Here is a 14,484-nt window from a genome sequence, read left to right as displayed (position 1 = left end):
TAGGCAGAGCCACGTTCCCGGTCTTGAACGAAAGTAAGATGGCGGAATGGGTGGGTGGGGACTCGTGGTACCGCGACGGGACATCGTCCGCGCACCCGGCGAGCGGGTTCTCCGGTCGCCGCATCCCGGCCTCGCGGCCCATGTCGCGAGCTACGTCGCGCACGACCTGCCCGACGCCGGGCCCACTTCGTGGCAGGTCACCCCCTTGTCCGTGCTCACCTGGGTGATCGACTTCGAAGTCCCGAAGCGGGACGGCGAGATCCCGGAATCGCCGGTGCTGGGGTTGCGGGACCGGCCGCTGCGTGTCGAGCAGGCCGGGGCTTGGCGGGGGATCGTCGTCACCCTGACTCCGCTCGGCTCCTACGCGTTGTTCGGAATTCCGTTGCGGGAGTTGACGAATTCGGCGATCGCGGCGGTCGACCTGATGCCGTCCGGGCCGCTGACCGAACGGCTCGCGGAGGCGGCGGACTGGCCGGAGAGATTCCGGCTGCTGGACGAATACCTGATGTCGAGGCTCGCTCGCGGTCCCGAACTCGCGCCGGCGGTCCGGTACGCGTGGGACAGGCTTTCGGCGGGCCGGGTCCGCGTCGACGCCCTCGCGGAGGAGATCGGCTGGAGCAGACAGCATCTCAACGCCCGTTTCCGCGAACAGATCGGGCTGAATCCCCGCACGATCGGACGGATCGCCCGGCTCAACCGCGTGCTGGCGCTGCTGAACCGGGCGGCGTCCCTGTCTTGGGCGGAGGTGGCGCACCTGGGCGGTTACAGCGACCAGGCGCACCTCGTCCGCGAGTTCCGGGCCTTGACCGGATGCAGCCCGACCGAGGTCGGGAAGCCGGCCGGACTATTTGTTCCGCCAGGTCACGGAGCGTGAATCGGCGCTCTCGTAAGGCTGGGTCGTGTACGCAAGCGAAGCGATCGGGTCCGACGCGACGCCGAAGTGCAGACGGCAGGATTCGAAAACGGCTCCCTTGACCGAGAAGTCCTTCGGCGCGAAGTTCTGGTCCTCGCACCCGGTGACGTCGATCTTCCCCATGCCCAGGAGCGAGCCCGGCCAGCCGCCGCTCTTGGTTTTGGCGGTCAGGAGCGGCGCGGTCACTTCGGCGAGGTTGGTGCCGTCGACGTTCGTCAGCTTTTCGTGGACGAAGAAGAAGTTTTTGCCCCGCAGCTTGGCCTTGTCTTCGTCCTTGAGCGGCAGGCCGTCGATGTCGGCGTCGGGCGCTTTGACCGATTCGACGGTGACCGTGAGCCCGACGACGCCTTTCGCGTACCGGCTGTAGAAGGGGATGATCGCCTGTTCGCCGAACTTCAGTTTCGTCCCCGGTTTGACCGCGTCCCCGCTGACCTCCAGCGTGGGCGTGGTGGTCAGGTACGGCATCTCCGTCGTCGTCGGGGACGGGCTGGCGGACGTCTCCCCGGACGGGGTGGCGGCGGCGCTCCTGGCCTGGCCGGTGTTGGCCGGCGGAGTGCAGCCGACCAGCGCGATACCGGCCATCGCGGCGATGACGGCGTGACGAACTCTCGGACGTTTGGGCACGACCGATCTCCCTCGAAAGTGAAAGTGCGTGGATTTCCCCCGGAGAGCACTCTAGACAACGAGCGTTCACCCGATCGGCGGAGGTAGGTTGCTGGGCATGACCCAGGTTTCGACACCTGCCGAGGCGGCCACGAGGATCACCGGACGAGCGGTCGCCGAGCAGAGGGGGCTCTCGGGCGCGGTGACCGAAGTGGTGCTCGACAGCGGCGACACGGTGGTCGTCAAACGAGGTCACGCCCGGAACGCGACGCCGGCGGAGGCGGCGGGACTGCGGTGGCTGAGTGACGCCGATGCCGTCCGGGTGCCCGAGGTCCGTGGCCACGACGAGGAATGGCTGGTCACCGAATTGGTGGGCGGCGGGCGGCCGACGCATCACGCGGCGGAACGGCTGGGACGGGGACTCGCGGCGTTGCACGCGGCCGGAGCGCCCGCGTTCGGCGCGGCTCCACCGGAAGGGCCTGCCGACGCGTGGATCGGTCTCGCTCCGATGGCGAACGCGCCCGGTGAGGACTGGCCGCGGTGGTATGCCGAGCACCGGGTCCTGCCTTATGTCCGCCGTGCCGTCGACGAGGGCACGCTGGACGCCGACGAAGCCGCGGTGATCGAGCAAGCGTGCAAGCGACTTCCGGAGATGACCGGGCCCGCCGAACCTCCCGCCCGTCTGCACGGCGATCTGTGGAACGGCAACGTCCTGTGGGGAGCCGTCGAGGCCGCTCTGATCGATCCGGCCGCGCACGGCGGTCATCGCGAGACGGATCTGGCGATGCTGCAGTTGTTCGGCTGCCCGCTGCTCGACCGGGTACTGGCCGCCTACCAGGAGGTCGCCCCGCTCGCCGAGGGCTGGACCGACCGGATCGGCGCGCATCAGCTGTTCCCGCTTCTGGTGCACACCGTCCTTTTCGGACGGTCCTACGCCGGGCAGGCGGTCGCGGCGGCGAGGGCGGTCGGCCGGTAGTTCACCGCGCGAGGCGGTCGAGCCATTCGGCGAGCATCGTGTGCTCGGCCGGGGTCAATGCGTCCCCGGGATCCTTCTCCAGAGCGGCTTTGAGCGCGATCGCACGGCTGGGGATGTCCGAGGTGTCGTCCTTGCTGTCGGTGGTGATCGTCGCGATGACGTGTTCGCGCGCGGCGGTGATCAGGTCGAGATCGCGGTCTTCGGGCGGGCTCGCGATGAGCGAGAGGATCACGCCCATCCCGGTCGCGTGCACCAGTTGCGCGGCACGTTCGACCGGTACGCGCAGCCTGCCCGCCTCGGCGATGCGCTCCACGATCCCGCGGAGCATCGCGTCCGCTTCCCTGCGCGCTTCACGGACGCGGGGCTCGCCGTACATGAGCATGTAGAAGGCGGGCTGGGACAGGCCGAACTCGACATGCAGATCCCAGCCGCGCCGGAGATCGCCCACCGGGTCCTCGGTCTCGCCGAGGTGGTGCTTCTCGCACAGGTAGCTCTGGAAGCCATAAGTGGCGACCGCGTCGAGGAGTCCGTCCTTGTCGCCGAAGGTGCGATAGAGGGTCGGTGCCTGCACGCCCGCGGCGGCGCTGACCGCCCGCGTCGACAACGCGTCGCGCCCGCCGTCCAGCAGGAGTTCCGCCGCGGCGCGGACCATCCGGTCTTTCGTCGTCAACGTCATGTATCGACGATAACACGATCCGGGTAGCACTGGTTCGATATCGGTGCTACGGTGATGGTGTTATCAACGGAAACACCTGATGGGAGCGCATCATGACACGCGTGGCGATCGTCACCGGCGGGTCGCGGGGCATCGGCAGGGAGGCCGCCGATCGGCTGGCCGCCGACGGATTCGCGGTCGTCGTCGTATACGGCGGCAACAAGGACGAGGCACAGGCGGCGGTCGAGTCGATCACCGCCGCGGGCGGCCGGGCGATCGCGGCCCAGGCCGACGTCGCCGACGAGAACGCCGTCTCGGCCTTGTTCGACACCGCCGAGAAGACCTTCGGCGGGATCGACGTCGTCGTCCACGCCGCCGGGACCATGTACCTCGCGCCGGTGGCCGAAGTGGATCTCGACCGGATGGACCGGATGCACCGCACCAACATCCGCGGCACCTTCGTGGTCGATCAGCAGGCCGCCCGCCGCGTGCGCGACGGCGGCGCGATCATCAACTTCTCCACCTCTGTGCTCGGACTCGCCCTGCCCGGGTACGCCGCCTACGCGGCCACGAAGGGCGCGGTCGAGGCGATCACCCTGGTCCTCGCCCGCGAATTGCGCGGCCGTGACATCACGGTGAACGCGGTCGCCCCTGGCCCGACGGCCACGACGCTGTTCCTTGACGGCAAGGACGAGGAGACCGTCGCGCGGATGGCGGCGCAGCCCCCGCTCGAACGCCTCGGCACCCCGGCCGACATCGCCGAGGTCGTCTCGTTCCTCGCCGGCCCGGCCCGCTGGGTCAACGGCCAGGTTCTCCGCGCCAACGGTGGCATCGTCTGAGAAGGGTTCTCGCCATGAACGAAAAGATCATCGTCATCACCGGCGCGTCCAGTGGCTTCGGCGCGCTCGCCGCGCGGGCGCTGGCCCGCGCCGGGCACACCGTCTACGCGGGGATGCGTCAGACCTCCGGTCGCAACGCGCAGGCCGTCTCGGCGGCCGAGGACTACGCGAAAGAGTATGGTGTCGGCCTCCGTACGATCGAACTGGACGTCGCGTCCCAGGAGTCGGCGGACGCCGCGATCGCCGGAATCGTGGACGAGCAGGGCAGGGTGGACGTCGTCGTGCACAACGCCGGGCACATGGTCATCGGGCCGGCCGAGGCGTTCACGCCGGACGAGCTCGCTGCGGTCTACGATACGAATGTCCTTGGCGCGCAACGGGTCAACCGGGCCGCGCTGCCCGTGCTACGGGCGCGAGGGCGAGGTTTGGTGGTCTGGGTCGGCAGTTCGAGCACCCGAGGCGGTACCCCGCCGTACCTGGCGCCGTACTTCGCCGCGAAGGCCGCCATGGACGCGCTCGCCGTCAGCTACGCGGCCGAACTGGCCCGATTCGGCATCGGCACGACGATCGTCGTCCCGGGAGCGTTCACCTCCGGTACCAACCACTTCGCCAACGGTGGGCACCCGGCCGATGCTGCCACCGTCGCCGCCTACGAAGAGCGGTACGCGGGCCTGATGGACCAGGTCGGCTCCCGGCTCGCCTCCCTCACGCCGCCGGACGCCGACGTCGCGGCCGTGGCGGACGCGATCGTCGACGTCGTCCAGGCGTCCGAGAGCGAACGCCCGTTCCGGGTGCACATCGATCCGTCGAACGACGGTTCCGAAGAAGTCAGTGCCGTGGCGGACCGGATCCGCGAGCGGTTCCTGAAGCGGATCGGGCTTGAGGACCTGGTGCGGCCCGCCGGTTCATGACGGTCCGTCGTCGCGCCGTATCGCCTGACGTCCGCGCTCCCGTACCTGCTGGAAGGTCGCCTGAGCCTGCTGGGAGAGCTGCTGGACCTGAGGAGCCTGCCAGGCTTGGCGAGCGCGCGCCACGCCAGTGTCCAAGGCACGCTGCTGGAACTCGCGCGCTTGCCGCAGCTGTTCCGTCCAGGTCTTGGGCACCACGACCGAACCGGTCCGCCGATCGTGCCAGGACGTCTTGCCCGCCGGTGACATCCGCAGGAGGGAACATTCGACGGCCGAGAAGATCAGGAGCGCGACGCCCGCCAGCATGAGCAGCGCGCTCAACTGGAGGACCGCCGCGATGAGCAGCACCCAGCCGAGGCCGGGGACGAGGACCGTGATGGCTGTCCGCGCGCAGACCTGGCCGAAGCTCAGCCGCCCGCCGTCGTCGCGGCGCACTGTCAGCGCGAAGGCCGCCTTGCCCAGGGTGCGTCCCCAAAGGCGGACGAGGAGCACTTCGTACGCCATGATCAGCAGGACCTGCACCGCCAGGGTCAGGGCGATGTAGAAGACGATGTCGCTCCACAACTCGCCCGCTTCGTCGCCGGCGGCGTCACCGAGCGCGCCCCATTCACCGAACACGGACTTGAAGATCCCCTTACCCGCCAACGTAAAGCCGTGTTTCGCCGCCTCGCTTTGGATCTTCTCGGCGGTCAGGAACCAGAGTGGCGAGGTGACCAGCCACGGTACGAGCCAGTCGATCCAGCGGGCTCCCCACCGGCGGGCCGACGTCGGATGTGGCGGGAGCGGTGTCCCCGGCGGCTGGATCATCGTCCCACCCCCGGCCGGACTCGCCTGTCCCACAACGGGTTCTTGACCGCGTCCCACCACATCATCGCGGCGAGCAGTCCGGCCGCGATCTCCATCGGGTCGAAGCGGAAGACGAGGTTCAGGCCGTCGAGCTCGGCGACGGATTCGATCAGGCAGGCCACGCCGACGACGGCCGCGGACCAGTGATTACGGAGGAGGAGCGCGACGAGACTGAGGATCACGACGACGGTGGCGTCGACGACCAGCATCGCCACGGTGGCCATGACGATCTTGACCAGGAGTACGCGGAGCAGGGCGAGCTGGTTTCGCTCCTCCTTCGGAAGCTTGCGCCGCGGGTCGTCATGTCGGGAAAGCTGGAACCGCTCGTCGAACTTGTCGAGCATCGCCGGATAGGCGGCGCCCCAGATCAGGAAGACGAGGAAGCCGACGAAGATCAAGCCGGTGTGGCCGTCCTCGACCGCCTTGTACTTCCCGAGGAAGAACGTGGGCACCATCGCCGCCAGTCCGGCGATCACCAGCAACGTGGTCGAGACCCTGCCCAGGCCGCGGAACTTGGCGCTGAAGAGCAGGACCAAGGGGGGAACGATGACCAAGGTGCCGTAGACGAGACCCGTCCTGAGGAACCAGAGGGCGAGGATCGCCGTCGTCAGCCAGAAGACGGCGTACAAGAGCCATCTGCCGAGGCGTTCGACCACCTCCGGAACGCCTTCCTCGACCAGTTTGTGCAGCCCATCGGCCATGATCTGTCCCCTCGTGCAAATATTGCATTCTGCATGGACGCTAGCGAGCGGCGGCCAGTAGTGCAAGATTTGCATTGTGTAGTTTTTGCTTCGATGGGAGTTCGGGTGGCAGAGGCGTCTGACGCGGTGGAAGACCGTCGCCGGTTCGGTGGCGAACTCAGGCGTCTGCGGGAGCAAGCGGGCCGGACGCTGGACGAGGCCGCCGCGCGCCTGGAGTGCTCGGCCGCCAAGATCAGCCGGATCGAGACCGGACAGGTCGCGGTCCGCCCGCTGGACCTGCGTGAACTCTTGGACTTCTACGCGGTGGCCGGTGCCCGCCGAGCGGCGATGCTCGCGGTGTCGCGGCAGCGGGGCAAGCGGCCGGACCTCGAAGGTGTCATCTACGACGGCTACAACCTCTATCTCGGGTACGAAGAAGAGGCCGGTGACATCCGCGAGTATCAGCCGCAGTGGGTGCCCGGCCTGCTCCAGACGCGCGAGTACGCGCACGCGCTGTCGCTCGCCGCCGGCTCGACGCCCGAGGTCGCCGAACGCCGGGTCGCGCTGCGGATGGATCGGCAGGCACTTCTGCTCCGGGAGAAGCCGCCGCACCTGTCGGTCGTCGTCGACGAAGCGGCGCTTCGCCGACCGGTGCCCGAGCCGGGCCTGATGGCCGCGCAACTGCGGCACCTGGCCGACGCGGCGGGGGACCCGCACGTCACCGTGCGGGTCCTGCCGTCGTCCGCCGGCATGCATCCCGCCCAGGCGGGCGGGTTCATCATCCTGGGCTTCCCGCGCCCCGAGGATCCGGACGTCGTCTACACCGACGACCTGACCGAGGGACGGCTCACCCAAGAGCCCGAGCGCGTGAAGCAGTACCTCGCCGCGTTCGAGCGGGTCCAGGAGCTGGCGCTGGCGCCCGCGGATTCGGTCGACCTGCTTCACGAGGTGGCGGAGTCGCATCCCTGACCGTCCGCCGTCGCGGAACAATGGCGGACGAAAGACGACCAGCTGCCCGGGGAGACCACGAAAGCGGGGCCGGGGTCCTTCGCGTCCCGGACGCCGACCCCCGTTTCCAGGAAGGCGACTTCCACACAGGTCGGGCCGCCTCCGCAACGACTGCTCTTGAACCATGCCGCGCCGGTGAGATCGTGCGTCACAGGAGTTCCTTCCTCATTTGTTTCGCCGGATGAGGAAAGATCGTGGAATGGCACGTCGTCGCGACGTCGGGGAATTTCGTCGCGACATCCGCACAACGTGTTCACCAGCGGAAACCCGGCCGCGAGTGCCCAGCGTCCGCGGTGTCGCTAACCTACCTCTGCGCGGTCGCGCAAGCGCTGAGGGACAGGGGAGCGCCATGGAAGCCCGGGGCGGCGATTCCGGTGACATCACCGACGTCGAAGAGCTCGGAGCACTGATCAAACGTCTCCGGGACAAGCGGGGCCTCACTCAGGACAACGTCGCGGGCCGCGCGGCGCAACACGGACTCCGGATCAGGCGTGAACGAATTTCGGAAATCGAGAACGGCAGGCGTGAACCGCCGAGTCAAAGTGAGTTGCGCGCCATTCTTCTCGGCCTGGGGCAAACCGAAGAAACGGTGAAGAGGTTGCAGGGCGTCCTCGCCAGGACGGCCGCTCAGTCATCGGAAGACAGTGTCGTCGAACTCGCTTTCGGCGACCCCGTGCGGCAGCCGCCCCCGGCACCTCGCCGGATCGGTTTCGGTCACCGGCTCTTGCTGCTGCTGTCCGGCGCGATGGCGGGTGTGCTGATCGCGACCGGTGTCGCCGGGGTATGGCCGTGGACGCTCATCACCTACGAGGCCGACCTCCAGGCGAACGTCGGACGCCCGAACGGCTCCGACGCGCAGGGCACCTGCCCGCAGCGGAGCACGGACGTCCGCGATCACCGCGACGACACCGTCGGGTCGATCTGGTATCGCGAGTGCAAGGACTACCTGGAGATCTGGGTGACCGACCATATGAAGGACGGCCGCTGCGTCTGGGCGATCGTGCACTGGAGCAACGGCGTCGTCGACTCGTCGAACCGGGCCTGCCCGGCGGGCAAGATGGAGTTCTCGAAGATCGCCAAGTACGCGCCGGACTTCTGGATGGAACTGGTCGCGAGGCAGACCTAGCCTCAGAAAAGGCGGGCCCGCGAAGAGATACGGGCCCGCCCGGCAAGTCCTCGTGGATCGAAGATCAGACGACGGTGCCTTCGGAGTCGTCGTCCGAGTCGGTCTCCTCGATCTTCCACTTCAGCTGGAACTCGACCTCCTCCTCGCCGTCACCGCGCTCGTGCTCGATCGAGAACTGCGCGCGGGCGGGGACGCGGAACCGTTCCCCGGCGATCTGGATGCGGAACGAGGTCTCGGACTCGAGAGCGTCGGCGAGCCGGCGCAGTTTCGCGACGACGTCGGCGGTGGAGTAGACGCGTTCGACGTCTCGGGGAGCGGTTCCGGTCACGGTTTCCTCCAGGTCCGGCACCCCCGGCGGGGCGTCCGTGACGTCATTCAATCGTGTGATCATCACGGACTCCCGCCGGGGTCACCGTGACCTGGCGAGACGGAAGCCGACGTCGTCGACGCGGAAGGTCGGGTGACTGCGGCGCCGAACCGAAGCCCGGCAGCTCCAGTGCTCGTCGAACCAGCCACCGCCCCGCAGGACCCGGTACTCGCCGTACACCTCGGCGTCGTACACGTCCCAGCACCATTCCCAGACGTTGCCCAGCATGTCGTGGAAGCCCCACGCGTTGGGCGCCTTCCCGCCGACCTCGTGCACGGACTCCGCCGAGTTCTCGCGGTACCAGGCGATCTCGTCGAGCGGACCGTAGCGAGGACCGGTCGTGCCGGCACGGCAGGCGTGCTCCCATTCCGCCTCGGTGGGCAGGCGGTAGCCGTTCGCGCTCCGGTCCCACGCCACTTCGGACTCCAGCCGGTACGCCGGGGTCAGCCCTTCGCGTTCGGACACCGTGTTGCAGAACTGGAGCGCGTCCTCCCAGGAGACCTCGACGAGCGGGAGCTTGCCGGTCTCGCGGGTGACCGGACCGGGTGCGAGCAGAAAGGACTCGACACCGACGGTCCAGCTCCGCTGGGTCCGGCGGTCCGAAAGCGTTACCTCGCCCGCCGGCACGGTGATCATCTCCATGGTCCGCCGATGTTACCCAGACCGCGGCATCTCCCTCCGCCGGACGAGCAGAAGCGGGACGACGGTGAGTGCCGCGCTGACCCAGGCGGCGTGGCGATAATCGCCCGTCGCTCCGGTGACGAGACCGGCGAGCACCGGACCCAGGAACGCGCCCGCGTTGAGCGCGACCGTCGCGAACGAGCCGGCGAGCGTGGGCGCGCCCGGAGCCACGTGCATGACCCGCGCCACGAGTGTGGAACCGCAGAAGAAGGACAGTCCGCCTTGGACGGTCGCCACGACGAACAGCGCGATCGGTTGTGCCCCGGTCGCCGCGAGCACCGCCCAGCCGACCGGCAAGGCGCACAACGCGAGGACCAGGCCACGGTTGAGTTCGCCGTCGCCGGTGCGGCCTGCCACGGTGACCCCGAGGAACGCTCCGACGCCGAATGCCGCGAGCAGGCCGGAGACCGCGCCGGAAGGGAGGCGAGCGACGTCTGTCGCGATGACCGCGAGGAACGCGAACGTCGCGAAGGTCGCGCCGTTGACCAAGGCACCGAGGATCATCGCGTGCCGCACGGGAGGTGTCTTCACTTCGCGTGCTTCGCGCCTGATGGAGATTTCCTGCGGGTCCGCCGCGGCGGCGGGAGCCGAACGGAACACCAGCACCAGTGCGGGAAGGCACAACGCGGCGACCGCCCAGAACGCGGAACGCCAGCCCGCGAGATCACCCAGGATGGCTCCGGCGGGTACGCCTGCGACGCACGACAGCGTGATGCCCGCCAAGAGCACCGCGGTCGCGCGCGCCTGTTTTCCCTTTGACGCCAGGGCGATCGCGACGGGCATGGCGACCGCGAGGAACCCGGCGTTGACGATCGCGGCGATGATCCGCGTGCCGAACAACACCGGGAAACTCTTGGTCACGGCGCCGATGACGTGCACCACGACGAAGGCGGTCAGGAACCCGGCCAGGGCCCGGCGGCGAGGCCAGCGCGCGCTGAGCACGGCCATGGCGGGTGCGCCGACGATCATTCCGACGGCGTACGCCGACGTCAGCGCGGCGGCCGCGCCCACGGGGACGGACAGGTCACCGGCGATTCCCGGCACGAGACCGGAGGCCATGAATTCGGAGGTGCCTTGCGCGAAGACGGCAAGGCCGAGGACATAGACGAACAGGGGCAACGGACGACTCCCAAGCAGAAGACGAGCAGGAGGAAGCCGTGCGCGGGACAAGGGGAACCCGGCCGGGCGCACGGAACAGCGCTCGGGCATCGGAAAGCGGGTCGTCAGGAAGTGAGAGGGCCGCTGCCTAACGGCAGGACACGACGACACGCCGCCGGATGACCGGCGGCGTGGTTCTGTCCGACTCGGGGCTCGTCACGAGAGCGAACAGTACACAGTGCCGTCGGCGAGCCTCAACGCGATTACCGCTCACCGAGGAAAACGGCGCTCGTTCCGCGTGCCGGAACGCTTTCGTTGCCGCCGTGAATGAACCCGAGTAATGCGCTCTGACCTGCGGTTTTCGTGATTGTTTCGGGACTGGGAACCGATCGGTGATTCGGTTAACCTCGACTTCATGATTCCCACAGTTGTCTGGGGTACAGGCAACATCGGCCGTGCCTCCATCCGGGCCGTCGACGCGCATCCGGCGCTGGAACTCACCGGTGTGCTCGTGCACGACTCCGCGAAGGTCGGTCGCGACGCGGCCGCGCTCGCGGGAGTCGACGGCGAACTGGGTGTGGCGGCGACCGATGACGTCGAAGCGGTTCTGGCGGCGGGTCCGCGGGCGGTGGTGTACGCGGCGTCCGGTGACATCCGGCCCGCCGAAGCGCTGGCCGACATCGTCCGCGCGATCAGGGCGGGGGCGGTGGTGGTGACACCCGCGCTCTACGCCTTGTACGACCAGCGAAACGCACCCGAGGAGTTGCGGGAGCCGGTACTCGCGGCGATCGCCGAGGGCGGCGGCTCGCTGTTCGTCTCCGGTGTCGATCCGGGCTGGGGCAACGACATTCTGCCGTTGCTGATCAGCGGGCTCGGTACCACCGTGGACGTGGTCCGCTGTCAGGAGATCTTCGACTACACCACCTACAATCAGCCGGACTCCGTTCGCTACCTGGTCGGCATGGGCCAGCCGATGGACTATCAGCCGCCGATGCTGGCCCCCTCGGTCCCGACCATGGTGTGGGGCGGTCAGGTTCGGCTGATCGCCCGCGGCCTCGGCGTCGAACTGGACGAGATCCGCGAGACGCTCGACCGCCGCCCGCTCGAGGAAACCGTGACCACGCGGGCGATGGGAGACTTCGAAGCGGGTACGCAGGGGGCGGTCCGGTTCGAAGTGCAGGGGATCGTGGACGGCGAACCCCGCATCGTCATCGAGCACGTCACCCGCATCCACGCGTCGTGCGCCCCGGACTGGCCGTCACCGCCCAGCGGCGACGGCGCGCACAAGGTGATCATCGAAGGCCGTCCCAGGATCGAGGTCTCGGTCGAGGCCACCGACGAGGGCGAGAACCGGTCCGCCGGCGGCAACGCGACCGCGGTCGGCAGGCTGGTCGGCGCCATCGACTGGCTCGTGGACGCCAAACCCGGCCTCTACGACGGACTCGACGTCCCCTTGCGACCCGCCACCGGAAAGCTCGGAAGGAGCGCGCGATGAACATCGACATTCCCGAGGGCAAGGACCCGATCGGCTACGTGTGGGGTGAGATGGTGCCCGGGATCGGTGTCGCGGCGTCGAATCTCTCGCTCGCGGTCTACTCGCACACCACGCTGGGACTACGTGAGTTCGAGGCGGCGCGGCTGCGGATCGCGCAGATCAACGGTTGTGTCTTCTGCTTGGACTGGCGGACCGAACGCGATGGCGTGAAGGTCGAAGAGGAGTTCGCCGACGCGGTGACCGAATGGCGCACCACCGACGCGTTCGACGAGCGGACCCGCCTGGCCGCCGAGTACGCCGAGCGCTACGCGATCGACCACCACGGCATCGACGACGAGTTCTGGAAGCGAATGGCCGAGCACTACAGCCAGAAGGAAATCGTGGAACTGAGCATGAGTATCGGTTCCTGGCTCGCCTTCGGGCGGCTGAATCACGTTCTGGGAATCGACAAGGTCTGCGTCCTGCCGAAGTTCTGAGGCCAAAGGAAGACCCGGGCGGCGGACGAGAATCACCCGCCGCCCCAGGTGGCGTCACAGGTCGGTGGCGACGATCTTGTCGATGTTCCTTTCCGCGAGCGCGGTGATGGTGACGAACGGGTTGACCGACGTATTACCCGGAATCAGCGCGCCGTCGATCACGTAAAGGCCCGGATAACCGTGGAGCCTGCCGTAATTGTCGGTCGCCTTGCCGAGCACCGCGCCGCCGAGCGGGTGATAGGTGAGATGGTCGCCCCAGATCTTGTACACACCGAAGAGATCGGTCCGGTAGATCGTGCCTTCCTTGCTATTGATCTTGTCGAAGATCGTCTTCGCCATGGTGATCGACGGCTGTTTCCACGCGGTTTGCCAGTCGAGGTCGACCTTGTTCGCGCCCGCGTTCCACGAGAACGTCCCGCGGTTGGGGTTGTTGGTGATCGACAGGTAGAACGAGGCGTAGGTCTCGATACCGGTCGGCAACGGCGCGACCTCGGCGAACGCACCGCCCGCGGCCCAGTTGTCGATGCCGGCGGTGGGGATGGACGACTGCAGCGCCCCGGTGGCGTCCCACATGTGGTTGGCCCGGCCGCACATGACGTTCCCGTTGTCACCCCAGCCTTTCCCGACCTCGTTGTTGAGGTTGGGCAGGGCTCCGGTGGCCTTGAGCTTGACCAGGAGCTTGCTCGTGCCGACACTGCCGGCGGCGAAGAACACCTTGTCCGCGGTGACGGATTTCGTCCCGGTCACCGTGCCGGCGGTGTCGAGCTGTTCCATCACCACGGTGTACCCGCCGCCGGACGCCGGCGTGACCGACGTGACGCGGTGCAGCGCGGAGATCGTCACCCGCCCGGTCGCCTTGATCCGCGGGAGGTAGGTCTGCTGCAACGACTTCTTGCCCGCGTTGTTGCCGTAGAGGATCTCCCCGGCCAGCGCGGACCGCGGGACCGTGCCCGCCTGCTCCTTCTTCATGTAGTCCCAGTCGTACACGTCCGGGACGAACAGGAACGGGAAACCCGACCGCTGCGCGTGTTTCCGGCCGACTCGCGCGTACTGGTAGCACTCGGCGGTCTCGAACCAGTTCGGGTCGATGGTGGCGACGCCGAGGCCCGCGTTGGCGCGCGGGTAGTAGACGCCGTACATCTCGTCGGCGTTGACCGTGGGCAGGACGGCGCCGAAGTTCTCGCGTTTCGGCGTGACGGCCATGCCGCCGTTGACCAGTGAGCCGCCACCGAGGCCGCGGCCCTGGTACACGGTGATGCCGCTGAACTCCTCGGCGTCGAGGATCCCGGTGTGACGCGGGACGTCCTTGTCCAGCGGGAAGCCGAGGAAGTTGCTCAACGGCTGCTTGGTCCTCGTGCGCAGCCAGAAGGACCGGTAGTCGGGGGTGGTGGTGTTGGCGAAGATCTTGCCGTCCGTGCCGGGGGTGTCCCACGCCTTCCCGAGTTCGACGAGATGGACGTCGACACCGGCCTCGGCGAGCCGGAGCGCCGCGACGCAGCCGCCGTACCCGGAACCGATGACGAGCGCCGGGATCCGCGCCGCGTCGGCGATCGAACTTTTCGCGGAGACGGTTCCGCCCAGGGCCGCCGCGCCCAAGATAGAACCAGTTCCTGCAATGAAAAGGCGGCGGGATAACTGTCCGGAAGCGCTTCTCCACACGGTTTCGTCGCTCACGTGATCTTCCTCACCGTTGAGGGATTTAGAACAAGTTATACCTGCGGCTTTGCCGGGTGGCAATAAAGGTGACGGTTCTTTCCGGGCGCTTGGACCAGGTAGTCGGGCACCGTGTCGAGGAATGGGCCACTATGTACTG

General features: G+C 68.1%; 17 protein-coding genes. 8 read left to right on the top strand and 9 right to left on the bottom strand.

What is annotated here, in order from left to right; translation table 11 throughout:
• The first annotated feature begins 46 nt into the window (after positions 1-46).
• Positions 47-874, top strand: coding sequence for a helix-turn-helix domain-containing protein (locus IE302_RS05770; RefSeq protein ID WP_191252422.1), 828 nt, complete (start codon positions 47-49; stop codon positions 872-874).
• Here the strand turns inward: IE302_RS05770 and IE302_RS05765 are convergent.
• Entirely contained in the window at positions 845-1,537 is a 693-nt protein-coding gene (locus IE302_RS05765; RefSeq protein ID WP_191252420.1) for a hypothetical protein, read from the bottom strand. The two genes, IE302_RS05770 and IE302_RS05765, sit on opposite strands and share 30 nt — an antisense overlap.
• A 97-nt stretch (positions 1,538-1,634) precedes the next feature.
• On the opposite strand from IE302_RS05765, the gene IE302_RS05760 reads away from it, so the two are divergent.
• A complete protein-coding gene (locus IE302_RS05760) occupies positions 1,635-2,492 on the top strand; it encodes a fructosamine kinase family protein (RefSeq protein WP_191252418.1) in 858 nt (285 codons plus the stop codon).
• A gap of 1 nt (position 2,493) precedes the next feature.
• On the opposite strand, the gene IE302_RS05755 is transcribed toward IE302_RS05760, so the two are convergent.
• On the bottom strand, positions 2,494-3,168 hold the full coding sequence (locus tag IE302_RS05755; protein ID WP_191252416.1) for a TetR/AcrR family transcriptional regulator: 675 nt from the start codon (positions 3,166-3,168) through the stop codon (positions 2,494-2,496).
• Between the two features lie 92 nt (positions 3,169-3,260).
• Between IE302_RS05755 and IE302_RS05750 the strand changes: the two genes are divergently transcribed.
• Complete coding sequence (locus IE302_RS05750; protein WP_191252414.1) at positions 3,261-3,986, top strand: SDR family oxidoreductase; 726 nt, start codon at positions 3,261-3,263, stop codon at positions 3,984-3,986.
• A 14-nt stretch (positions 3,987-4,000) separates the two neighbouring features.
• Positions 4,001-4,897 carry an SDR family NAD(P)-dependent oxidoreductase gene (locus IE302_RS05745; RefSeq protein ID WP_191252412.1) on the top strand — a complete coding sequence of 299 codons (897 nt, stop codon included), beginning with the start codon at positions 4,001-4,003 and terminating at the stop codon, positions 4,895-4,897.
• Here the strand turns inward: IE302_RS05745 and IE302_RS05740 are convergent.
• Together IE302_RS05740 and IE302_RS05735 are read right to left on the bottom strand one after the other, a co-directional pair.
• Positions 4,892-5,701, bottom strand: coding sequence for an RDD family protein (locus tag IE302_RS05740; protein ID WP_191252411.1), 810 nt, complete (start codon positions 5,699-5,701; stop codon positions 4,892-4,894). The two genes, IE302_RS05745 and IE302_RS05740, sit on opposite strands and share 6 nt — an antisense overlap.
• Entirely contained in the window at positions 5,698-6,441 is a 744-nt protein-coding gene (locus IE302_RS05735) for a hypothetical protein (RefSeq protein WP_191252410.1), read from the bottom strand. Before IE302_RS05735 ends, IE302_RS05740 begins: the two co-directional genes overlap by 4 nt.
• Positions 6,442-6,546: 105 nt before the next feature.
• Here IE302_RS05735 and IE302_RS05730 point away from each other — a divergent pair, with 105 nt between their 5' ends.
• On the top strand, positions 6,547-7,389 hold the full coding sequence (locus IE302_RS05730) for a helix-turn-helix domain-containing protein (protein WP_229907614.1): 843 nt from the start codon (positions 6,547-6,549) through the stop codon (positions 7,387-7,389).
• On the opposite strand, the gene IE302_RS05725 is transcribed toward IE302_RS05730, so the two are convergent.
• Positions 7,362-7,580 (bottom strand): DUF397 domain-containing protein, encoded by a 219-nt coding sequence (locus IE302_RS05725; protein WP_191252409.1) that lies wholly within the window; start codon positions 7,578-7,580, stop codon positions 7,362-7,364. The two genes, IE302_RS05730 and IE302_RS05725, sit on opposite strands and share 28 nt — an antisense overlap.
• A gap of 197 nt (positions 7,581-7,777) precedes the next feature.
• On the opposite strand from IE302_RS05725, the gene IE302_RS05720 reads away from it, so the two are divergent.
• On the top strand, positions 7,778-8,554 hold the full coding sequence (locus IE302_RS05720) for a helix-turn-helix domain-containing protein (protein WP_191252408.1): 777 nt from the start codon (positions 7,778-7,780) through the stop codon (positions 8,552-8,554).
• Positions 8,555-8,618: 64 nt separating this feature from the next.
• Here the strand turns inward: IE302_RS05720 and IE302_RS05715 are convergent, their stop codons facing one another.
• The 3 genes from IE302_RS05715 to IE302_RS05705 form a co-directional block, all read right to left on the bottom strand.
• Positions 8,619-8,882, bottom strand: coding sequence for an amphi-Trp domain-containing protein (locus tag IE302_RS05715; protein ID WP_125677397.1), 264 nt, complete (start codon positions 8,880-8,882; stop codon positions 8,619-8,621).
• A gap of 81 nt (positions 8,883-8,963) precedes the next feature.
• The gene (locus IE302_RS05710) at positions 8,964-9,563 is read right to left on the bottom strand and encodes a formylglycine-generating enzyme family protein (protein WP_191252407.1); all 600 of its coding nucleotides are present in this window, start codon (positions 9,561-9,563) and stop codon (positions 8,964-8,966) included.
• Positions 9,564-9,575: 12 nt separating this feature from the next.
• Complete coding sequence (locus IE302_RS05705) at positions 9,576-10,721, bottom strand: Cmx/CmrA family chloramphenicol efflux MFS transporter (RefSeq protein ID WP_191252399.1); 1,146 nt, start codon at positions 10,719-10,721, stop codon at positions 9,576-9,578.
• A gap of 394 nt (positions 10,722-11,115) precedes the next feature.
• Between IE302_RS05705 and IE302_RS05700 the strand changes: the two genes are divergently transcribed.
• Positions 11,116-12,195 (top strand): NAD(P)H-dependent amine dehydrogenase family protein, encoded by a 1,080-nt coding sequence (locus IE302_RS05700; RefSeq protein ID WP_191252398.1) that lies wholly within the window; start codon positions 11,116-11,118, stop codon positions 12,193-12,195.
• Positions 12,192-12,671 carry a carboxymuconolactone decarboxylase family protein gene (locus tag IE302_RS05695; protein WP_191252396.1) on the top strand — a complete coding sequence of 160 codons (480 nt, stop codon included), beginning with the start codon at positions 12,192-12,194 and terminating at the stop codon, positions 12,669-12,671. Before IE302_RS05700 ends, IE302_RS05695 begins: the two co-directional genes overlap by 4 nt.
• A 54-nt stretch (positions 12,672-12,725) precedes the next feature.
• Here IE302_RS05695 and IE302_RS05690 read toward each other — a convergent pair whose 3' ends face one another.
• Positions 12,726-14,267 (bottom strand): GMC oxidoreductase, encoded by a 1,542-nt coding sequence (locus tag IE302_RS05690; protein ID WP_191252394.1) that lies wholly within the window; start codon positions 14,265-14,267, stop codon positions 12,726-12,728.
• Positions 14,268-14,484: the final 217 nt, after the last annotated feature.

It is taken from the genome of Amycolatopsis oliviviridis, from assembly GCF_014654365.1.
In the GTDB taxonomy this organism is placed as follows: Bacteria; Actinomycetota; Actinomycetes; order Mycobacteriales; family Pseudonocardiaceae; genus Amycolatopsis; species Amycolatopsis oliviviridis.
The sequence above is the reverse complement of the archived record's forward strand: the minus strand, read 5'-3'. Positions and strand labels throughout refer to the sequence as shown.